This window comes from Streptomyces sp. NPDC051020, assembly GCF_040683105.1.
GTDB lineage: Bacteria > Actinomycetota > Actinomycetes > Streptomycetales > Streptomycetaceae > Streptomyces.
In genome coordinates this window covers 1-8394 of the sequence record NZ_JBFBCG010000155.1, presented here as the reverse complement: position 1 = coordinate 8394, position 8394 = coordinate 1, and the positions used below count along the sequence as shown (strand labels likewise).

Annotated in this window: 5 protein-coding genes and 3 pseudogenes; 2 read left to right on the top strand and 6 right to left on the bottom strand. The window is 70.2% G+C overall.

The genetic code is table 11. From position 1 onward, the window contains the following. Window positions 1–202 precede the first annotated feature (202 nt). The 3 genes from AB0N06_RS37275 to AB0N06_RS37265 all read right to left on the bottom strand — a co-directional run bounded on the left by AB0N06_RS37275 (window position 203) and on the right by AB0N06_RS37265 (window position 2218). On the bottom strand, window positions 203–1183 hold the full coding sequence (locus AB0N06_RS37275) for a LuxR C-terminal-related transcriptional regulator (protein WP_366139114.1): 981 nt from the start codon (window positions 1181–1183) through the stop codon (window positions 203–205). Between the two features lie 277 nt (window positions 1184–1460). Continuing rightward, window positions 1461–1670 carry a hypothetical protein gene (locus tag AB0N06_RS37270; protein ID WP_366139113.1) on the bottom strand — a complete coding sequence of 70 codons (210 nt, stop codon included), beginning with the start codon at window positions 1668–1670 and terminating at the stop codon, window positions 1461–1463. 245 nt (window positions 1671–1915) lie between these two features. Next, a complete protein-coding gene (locus tag AB0N06_RS37265; RefSeq protein ID WP_366139112.1) occupies window positions 1916–2218 on the bottom strand; it encodes a hypothetical protein in 303 nt (100 codons plus the stop codon). Window positions 2219–2430: 212 nt separating this feature from the next. On the opposite strand from AB0N06_RS37265, the pseudogene AB0N06_RS37260 reads away from it, so the two are divergent. Then, window positions 2431–2595: pseudogene (locus AB0N06_RS37260) on the top strand (acetyl-CoA carboxylase carboxyl transferase subunit alpha/beta); the annotation flags it as partial. Window positions 2596–2702: 107 nt separating this feature from the next. Here AB0N06_RS37260 and AB0N06_RS37255 read toward each other — a convergent pair. The 3 genes and pseudogenes from AB0N06_RS37255 to AB0N06_RS37245 all read right to left on the bottom strand — a co-directional run bounded on the left by AB0N06_RS37255 (window position 2703) and on the right by AB0N06_RS37245 (window position 7790). After that, a complete protein-coding gene (locus AB0N06_RS37255) occupies window positions 2703–6470 on the bottom strand; it encodes a S8 family serine peptidase (RefSeq protein WP_366139111.1) in 3768 nt (1255 codons plus the stop codon). 684 nt (window positions 6471–7154) lie between these two features. Continuing rightward, window positions 7155–7418 (bottom strand): annotated as a pseudogene (locus AB0N06_RS37250) (HNH endonuclease); the annotation flags it as partial. 36 nt (window positions 7419–7454) lie between these two features. Next, the gene (locus tag AB0N06_RS37245; protein WP_366139110.1) at window positions 7455–7790 is read right to left on the bottom strand and encodes a hypothetical protein; all 336 of its coding nucleotides are present in this window, start codon (window positions 7788–7790) and stop codon (window positions 7455–7457) included. A 513-nt stretch (window positions 7791–8303) separates the two neighbouring features. Between AB0N06_RS37245 and AB0N06_RS37240 the strand changes: the two are divergent. Next, window positions 8304–8394 (top strand): annotated as a pseudogene (locus AB0N06_RS37240) (IS6 family transposase); the annotation flags it as partial.

The window sequence follows — 8394 nt, the reverse complement described above, 5'->3', positions numbered from 1 at the left end:
CCCTGCCCACCGCAGCGTGACCCAGGCCCCCGCCCGACCCCTCCACGCCCTGACGCGCCCTCAATCGATCAACACCCCACCAACGTGACAACGCCGGCGCAACCCCCATCGCAACAGATGGCGCAACAGATAGGTGCAACCCTTGCCTTCGCCGGGCATCAGCCGGGCGGTGCTGGCGTTGCCGCCGCGTGTTGCGCGCTGGTCATGCCCACCCTCGGCGGGAAGCGATCCAGCCCAGCTGGATTCGACTTTCGGCCCCCGCCTTGAGCATGAGTTCGCCGATGCGGCGCTGGACGGTGCGGCGGGAGACGCCGAGCTGGCTGGCGGCGGCCTGGTCGGTGAGGCCGGCCAGGACAAGGGCGAGGACGCGGGCGTCTGTCTCGTCCAGGCCGTCGGGTCGGATCTCGGTGACGCCGCCCACGGTGTTGGGAGAGAGCGGGTAGGCGCGCTCCCAGGCGAGTTCGAAGTACGCGAGCAAAGCCTCCAGCAGCCCGCAGGTGTGCACCAGGATGGAGGCGGGGGAGGTACGGCGGCCTGGGACCAGCGGCACCATGGCCACATCGCGGTCGGCGATCATGAACTTCACGGGGACCGACTCCGCGACGCTGACTTGCTGGCCGGCCGCCAGGGCGTCCAGCGCCTCGGCGACCCCGCCCGGCTGGCCGATCATGTCACGCTGCACGATGGTGCGGTAGAGCACGCCACGGCGCACACCGGCGGGCTCGGCGGTGTTGTGCGCGCGCTGCACGACGGTGGTCTCCGGCACCATCATCGCCCGGATCTCGTGCCGGGCGGACTCCTGGAGTTGCATGAAGCGGTGCCGGACCGCGCAGGGGTCGGTGATGACCTCGACGATGCCGCCGCCAGCGGCCGCGTTGCGGTACTCCTCGGCGAGCGCGAGCAGGGTCTCCTCGGCGGCTCGCAGGTCGTCGCGGCGTTGCCGCAACGTTCCGCCGAGCGCGAGGGCCGGGGGCGCGGCGGTGAAGACCGTGGCCACCGACGGCTCGCCGTCCGCACCGGACACCGCGAGGCCGCGCTGGGCCAGTGTGGTGAGCAGCGGCAGTATCTCCGCCGGTGCACGGCCGGTCTCGGCCGCCAGCACGTCGGCGTTGGCGCCAGCCCGGGCCACCAGGAGGCGGTAGACCTCCTCCTCGGCAGGGCCAAGCCCGAACAGCGAGAGCACGGGACCTCCTCTTGGTCGATCGAGCAAAGTCCCAGAGAGATTACGGAGGCTGCCGTTCCGCCAGTCACTCAGGGGTGGGGTGTGACACGACGGAAGGGGGGCGCCAGCCCCGCCCGGCTTGGAGCCGCCTACTTCAGACCGTGGGCGCGGATCACCTCCTGACTGATGTGGTTGCCCGCGTCGTCCCAGTCCTTGGTCTTGAGCGACACGAGGCCGTGGCGGGGGCGTGGTAACGGGCGCTCTAGGTGCCGGACTTGCCGCTGAGCTTGACCGGCTGTCAGGTGGCGCCGTCGTCGTAGGACACCGACAGCGTGACTCCCTGGGTCTTCCCGGCGCCGACCGAGCCTTTGAGGTGATGCGGCGTCAGAGTGAGCGCCTGCTGGCCGCCGCGGGCGTCGCCCGCGAGGTCGGTGTCGATGCCGTAGTCCGTCTGGAGCACTGCCATCTGGTCGATCTTCGTCGGGTCGGTGACCGGGTTGGACTTCACCTGCCGCACCGTGTGGGTCTGTGGGGACAGTCGGTAGGTGGCGGCGTCGCGTTCGGCGGTCAGGTCGAAGGTGTAGAGCGACGGCGTGGTCGGGACGGTGTAGAGCGTGGCGACCTAGCGAGTTGCTCGTTTTGATCGGTGTGCCGTCCTGATGAACTTTCGAGTTCACCTTGTCTGCGCTCTGCATGACCCCGGCGTGGCCCGCACCGCTGTCGGCCCAGGACTGTCGCCGTTGGCGGGGCGCGTCACGGGCCCGAACCAGTCACGGCCTGCCGTGAGCCCGGCTTGTACGCGGTCTTTGGCCCCTGCGACGTCAGCACCAGCCCAGGCCCGATGGCCACACTCTCCACCCACGACGTTCCCTGTTGCGTCGAAACGTAGTCGGTGCGCGTGCCGGGAACGTCCACGCGCTGCAGGTGCCGGAGCACGTCCAGGTCCTCGATGCTGTCTGCCCTGTTGATCATGCCGCGCGCGATCGCCAGGGCCTTCGCGTCGGCTGCCGTACCGGCACCGTTCCTCGTGCCGGTAAGGTTCACCTTCTCGGCCACCAACCGGGGCAGAGCGCACTGCTCGGCCAGCCGGATCGTAGGCTCCGCACCCCAAGGTCCTAGCCGGCTACCTCGAGGTTCGACCAGTGGGAGGACAACGCACTGACCGGCGTGTTGTAGCGACACACAGCGGAGTCGGCTGCGTGCTTCAACCAGCCGCAGCACCGGCCTGGCGTCCGGCATCCCCAGCAATTCCCTGACGCGCTTCAGGGGCCACGCCAGACCGCTATTTCTCCGTCATCGCGCCCGAACTGGCCGCCGCGATCCTCAAACGCCGGGCCGACCAGGTGCGGCGGACCGCGGATGAGCTCGGGCTGCGTCCGCAGGACCTGGTCGAGCTGGGTGTCGTCCGCGGCATCGTCGAACCGACGGGCTGAACGGCACGAGCGGCGCCGCCTCCCAGGTCCCACGGAGACGGCGCCCTCCTGTTACTCGGGGTTGCGCCGCGTACGGTTCACCCCATGGCTTCAGCGGCCGGAGCGCGTCACTTCACGCCGACCGCCCGGATGATCTCCTGGGTGACCTTGCCGCCCTGATCGTCGCCGGCGGTTGCGCGCACCGAGATGTACTGCGCGTCGGCGGGCACGTTCAGGGTGCCGCTCCAGGCGGCCTTTCTCCCGTCGCGTTCCAGGCCGACGGACGTCCAGGTCTGGCCGTCGTCGTAGGACACCTGGAGGGTGCCGTCGCCGATGGTCCCGGTGCCCGTCGCGCGCTTGTAGTACTCGGAGTAGATCCCGACGGGCAAGCGATGCCCGGCGCGGACGTTGCCCGCGATGTCGGTGTCGATGTTGAAGCCGAGGTTGAGCAGCGGCAGGTACGTCCACCTGTCGGCGGGCGTCTCGGCGGACTTGACGGTCCACTCGGAGTGGCCCTTCGTGGACAGCTTCCACCGTGCGGGGTCGAGTGCGGTGTCGGTGACGACCTTGTAGGTGTGCTCGGCCGGATCGGCGTTCCAGTCGTACGCCGCCGACCATTTGCGCCGGTCGACGAGCTTCCCGTCGGCGTAGACCTCGGTGGTCTGCTGAAGGGAGGGGTCGCGGTACACGTCGCCGAAGCCGGTGTGGTCCGGTCCGGAGTCGCCCCAGCCGGGTACGTTGAACTGGAGGGCATTCCCGGCCCGCTGCTGGCCCCAGCCGAGCCCGGTGCCGAGCCAGGGGTGCCAGATGGGCTTGAACCAGTCGGCCTGGCTGCGCGTGCCGCCCCGGTAGGTGGCCAGGCCGTTGCGCTCCTCAAGGGCGCCGGACGCGGCCCACGCGCTCTGGTGCCACTTCAGGCCGTGGTCGGCGGTGACGAAGCCGGTGCGCTTGGCCGGGTAGTCGATGAGCTCCGGGAAGCCCACCGCGACGGGGAAGGTGTCGGTGAGCGAGGCGCGGACCTCACTGCCCTGGATGGGCTTCACCGCATAGAACGTGTCGTCCACCCGGGCGAGTTCGCTCGCGTTCGGGGCGTACGTCAGGTTGTCCGGGATGGCGCCGGGGTGGCTGTCGGACAGGTCGTAGATGTAGGGCGAGTTGCGGGTGGTCGTGAGGTGGATGCGCTCGCCGGTCTTGGCCGCGTCGATCAGCTGGGCACCGTCGGCGGCGCTGACCGTGGCGACGAGCAGCGACCGGCCGGTGTAGTCGGCGTTGCCGAACCAGGCCATCAGCCGGCCGGGCTGGTCGTCGGTGACGAACAGGGCCTTGGCGCCTGCGTCCTGGGCCGTCTGGGCCAGGACGGCCGGCGAGATCGCGCTGGTGGCGTGGACGATAACGGCCTTGCCGTGCACGTCCTTGCCGGTGTAGTCGGCGGGTACGCCGCTGCCCGCGTCCACGACGGACACGGTGCTGTGGCCGTCGGTGAGGGCGCTGCCGGGCTGGACGGTGGCATCGCTCAGCGGCTTGTCGCCCACCGTGGCCACCAGCAGCGGCTTACCCAGCCGCCAGGTCGTGCGGTACTCGAAGGTGCCGTCGGTGACCTTGTCGGTGGGGGCGGCGAAGATGCTGTCGTAGGTCGGGGGCACCTGGATCGCGCCGAGCAGGTCGGCGCCGTTCGCCTTGCGGTCGTACTCCATGGCCAGCTGCCGGGTCTCGGTGCGCTGGTCGACCTTGGCGCTGATCTCCTTCAGCTGCCGTCCGTCCAGGGTGACTTCGCGGTCCTGGTCGAGGATGACCTCGGGGGCGGCGAGGAAGCCGAGGCCGAGCGAGTCGGCGCCGTGGCTGCCGCGCACCTTGAGGAAGGACGTCACGCTGTACGTGCCCGGCTTCAGCCGCAGCTTCAGGGTGCCGGAGTCGCCGACCTGTGCCGGGGACGGGTCGATGCCCTTGGCGAGTTGCTGCAGCACGAGGTACGCGCCGGTCGCGGCGCCGTCGCGGTCCTTGACGTGGACGGTGAGCGTGTACCGCTCGTCCTCCTTCACCAGACCGAAGGCGGTGTGCGCGACGGGGGCGCCGTCGGCGCTCGCCACGATCTGTCCGCCGGTGTTGCCGACGGCAGCCTTCGCGCCGTCACCGGTCACCGTGGTGGATGCGGTGCCGTGCGCGGGCACGGTCAGCAACGCGTCGGCGAGCGAGACGACGCCGTCGGGAGCACCCTGCGCGGCCAGGCTCAGCTCGACCGGCTGGTCCGAGGAGTTGGCGTAGGTGAGCGTCTTGGTCACCGGCTTGTTGTCCGCATAGGGCCAGCCGTAGAAGCCCAGGTCGGCACTGCCGGTCGCGGTGATCCGCGCGGTGATCGCGGCGGGCACGGAGACCCGGCCCGCGCCCAGTGCGTACGCGGACGCGCCGAGCTGCTTCGAGGTCGACATCAGCGCGTCCTTGAGCTGCGCGCCACTCCAGTCGGGGTGCTTCTGGGCGAGCAGCGCGGCGACACCCGCGACATGCGGCGTCGCCATCGACGTACCACTCAGCGAGGTGTAGTAGCCGCTGCCGCTGGTCAGTTGGGAGCGGGCGGCGAGAATGCCCACGCCGGGCGCGGACACGTCGGGCTTGAGCGCGTTGTCGCCGAAGCGGGGACCCTGGCTGGAGAAGTACGCGGCCCGGTCGGCGGAGTCGACAGCGCCGACAGTGAGCGCGGAGTCAGCAGCACCAGGAGAGCCGATCGAGCCGGGGGCGCCGGAGTTTCCGGCGGCGATGACGAAGAGGGCACCGGTCTCCTTGGAGAGCGTGTTCACGGCCTGTGCCATCGGGTCAGTACCGTCGCTGCCCTCCCTTGAACCGAGGCTCATCGAGACGACCTTGGCGTGGACGTCCCGGGCGGCCCACTCCATCCCGGCGATGATCTGCGACTCACTGCCAGAACCCTGGTCGCTGAGCACCTTGCCGACGGCAAGCGTGGCGTCCGGGGCGACCCCCTTCTCCTTGCTGTCCGACGCGGCTCCGGTACCGCCGATGGTGGAGGTGACATGGGTGCCGTGTCCGTTGCGGTCGGCGACCTCCTGCCCCTCGATGAAGCTCTTCGACTGGGAGACGCGTCCCGTGAGATCCGGGTGCCCGGCGTCGACGCCGGTGTCCAGCACGGCGACCTTCACGTCCTTGCCGGTGAGTCCGGACTCCCAGGCCTGCGGCGTGCCGATCTGAGCGTTGGACTCGGCCATGTCGCCCTTGACGCGCCCGTCGAGCCAGATTTTCTCGATGCCGTCGGCGAAGCGGGCGCCGTCCGAAGTCGCCGCGCGCGCGGCGGGCTTGACGGCCTGCGGAGCCACGGACCGCCAGAACTCGCGCTCCTGGCCGGCGCGGACCGCAGCGCCGCCGACGCTGGGCAAGGACCGCACCTTCTCGGCGCCCCGCGGCACACTCGGTGCCGTCCGCGCGCTCTTGCCGTAGGTGACGATCAGCGGCAGCCCGTCCGCAGCGCCCTTGTCACCGTCGGCAAAGCCCTGGCGTATCAGCTCGCTCACATCGAACAGCCGCGCGTCGAGGACGCCGGCGTTCAGATACGGCAGCGCCTCGTCCGGAATGACGGTGATCCGGCCGTTCGTCGTCTCGGTGCGGACTGCTCCGGTGGCCCCCTTCGGGCGTTCCACGCTGACCGTCTTCCTGCCCTGGCCGAGGTCGGTGATGGTGACCTTGTCGCCGGTGACAAGCGTGACGGTATGGGCGGCGTGGGCGGTGGCCGTAGGGCGTGCGGCGGCTTCGGCGCTGGTGCGCGCGGCCGCTTGGCCGCCGCCGTCCGGTCCGGCCGCGACGGCCTGCCCTGCCATACCGGCCGGGAGCAGGACGAGCGCGAGTGAGGCCGACAACAGCCCGGCTCTGCGTCTCCGGGGAACTCTGATCATGGAGCCCTCTCTTCATCGGACCCGGGAGGGGGTGATCCCCGAGTGCTGCGAAGAGTGTGGTGGAGTCTGTGGCGCACGGACCTGAACGGGTCCTGGCGGGAATGGGCATGGCGCCTTTTTGCCAGCGTCCGCTGCGATGCACGGCCGCACGTGGATTGCGAACTGGATGGCCAGCACAAGTGCCGTCCGGAGTTCGGCCCGATGGGCGGCCTACGACCTGAGGTGGGGGCGTGCTGGCCTGGTGGTCCGGCTGGTGGTTGATCAGCAGGCGGCCTGCCGGGCGAGCACCAGCTCGGTACTCGGCTTGAGTCCCTTCCCTTATCGCCAGCCCCTGCGGACGAATACTGCAGCTTTCGAATATCGACACTCCACCAGTGGCACGCGGACACGGTCGACGCCCTGGTGGTCGGGTTCATGGGGCCGAGGGTCCGGCCGCACCACCTGGCCCTCGCGGTGGGGACGAGGGCAGTCCGATCCGGTTGCCGGCCCGGCTCGAGCCCCCTCTCGCGGCACGTATCGGGTCTGCCCTGACCAGTTCGACCGTGGTGCGAGACCGCCGGGAGCAGGGGGAGACGTACACGCGGGTGGAGACCTACATGGTCGTGGAGGTGCTGGCCGGGTCGGGCCGGCACGGGACCCTCACCGTGGTCCGGCTGCGGTGAGGGTGCCACACCCGACTGCCAGCTAGGGAGCGACCTCGTACTTCACCACCGTGTCGGAGCAGCCTTTGGCAAGCTTCTCGAGCGCGGCCCGCTCCTTGTCGTCCGCGGTGAGCTTCCAGCGGAGCTTCGTCCCGACCCAGTCGGCGCCGTAGGTGCACTGCGCGGAGGCGGCCGGCGGCAGCCACTCGGCCGGATCCCGGTCGGCTTTGGACCGGTTCGTCTTCGCAGTGACGGCAACCAAGGAGCGCTCAGCGTCGAGGTCGTTGGCGTATTGCTCGCGGCGGTCGGCATCCCACTTCGAGGCACCAGCTGGCGGGGAGCGTCATTCGAACTGTGCGGTATTCCCGGCTCCGGAGCAGCTGACAGGCACAGGCGGGGACGTCCAGCGGCCGTCGCGGCGCCATTCGTAACGCCACACCGCGTCGAGGTAGCCCTCCTCTTCCAGGGAACCGCGCTGCGGCGGGCCGAGAAGGCGTGCTGCTTCCACGCACCGTTCGTCGTCGTGGAGGGCAAGCCCGTAGACGGCAGCCAGCTGGACCAGACGGTCCGTGTCGTCCAGCACAGCTGCCATGGCGTCCGCGAACACGGGATCGTGGTCCCTGCCCTCGGCAACCACGCGGCAGGCGGTCTTCCGTACCACCGCGTCCGGATCGGCCATAAGCCCCAGCAACGCCGTGCGAGCATCGCCGGAAAAGGCCGGCGGCGAGGACAAAGCACTGAGCCCTTGCGCCACCGCACGCCGTACCCGGGCATCGGGATGGCCGGCGTGGGGCAGAAGGGCCGCCTCCGCGCGGGGGTCGCTGTGTTCTCCAAGAGCGACCAGCACCCGGTGAGGACGGCGACGTCCGTCTCCGCGGCCGCCCAGCCGGTGAACAGGTCCAGAGCGGGACCAGCGAACGCGTCCTCGTCGCTGTCGTCGAACAGATGAATAAGGCGGAGCACCTCGGCACCGAACAATCGGCGGGATGGGTCCGGGCTCGTACGCAGTACCGCCGCAGCGGTCCAGGTCGCCTCCTCTCGCCGTCCACTCAGCTGGAGGCTGGCACGGCTCCACGTTGCATGGTCCTGCTGATCGACCTGGGCCAACGCGCGGTCCATCAGCTCCTCGAACGAGGTTCGTACCCCGAGCAGTTCCTCGACGTACGTGAGGATCGCCCCATGGCCGTCCCGCAGGCTGCTGAAGAAGACCCGGGCGGTGCCCCGGGTGGTCGTCACCGACAAGCTGCGCTCCTACGGCGCGGCCCACCGCGAGGTCATGCCCT

Coding starts and splice junctions, on each gene's coding strand:
- AB0N06_RS37255 (WP_366139111.1), bottom strand. CDS start 6,470: ATGATCAGAGTTCCCCGGAGACGCAGAGCCGGGCTGTTGTCGGCCTCA.
- AB0N06_RS37245 (WP_366139110.1), bottom strand. CDS start 7,790: ATGGCCGATCCGGACGCGGTGGTACGGAAGACCGCCTGCCGCGTGGTT.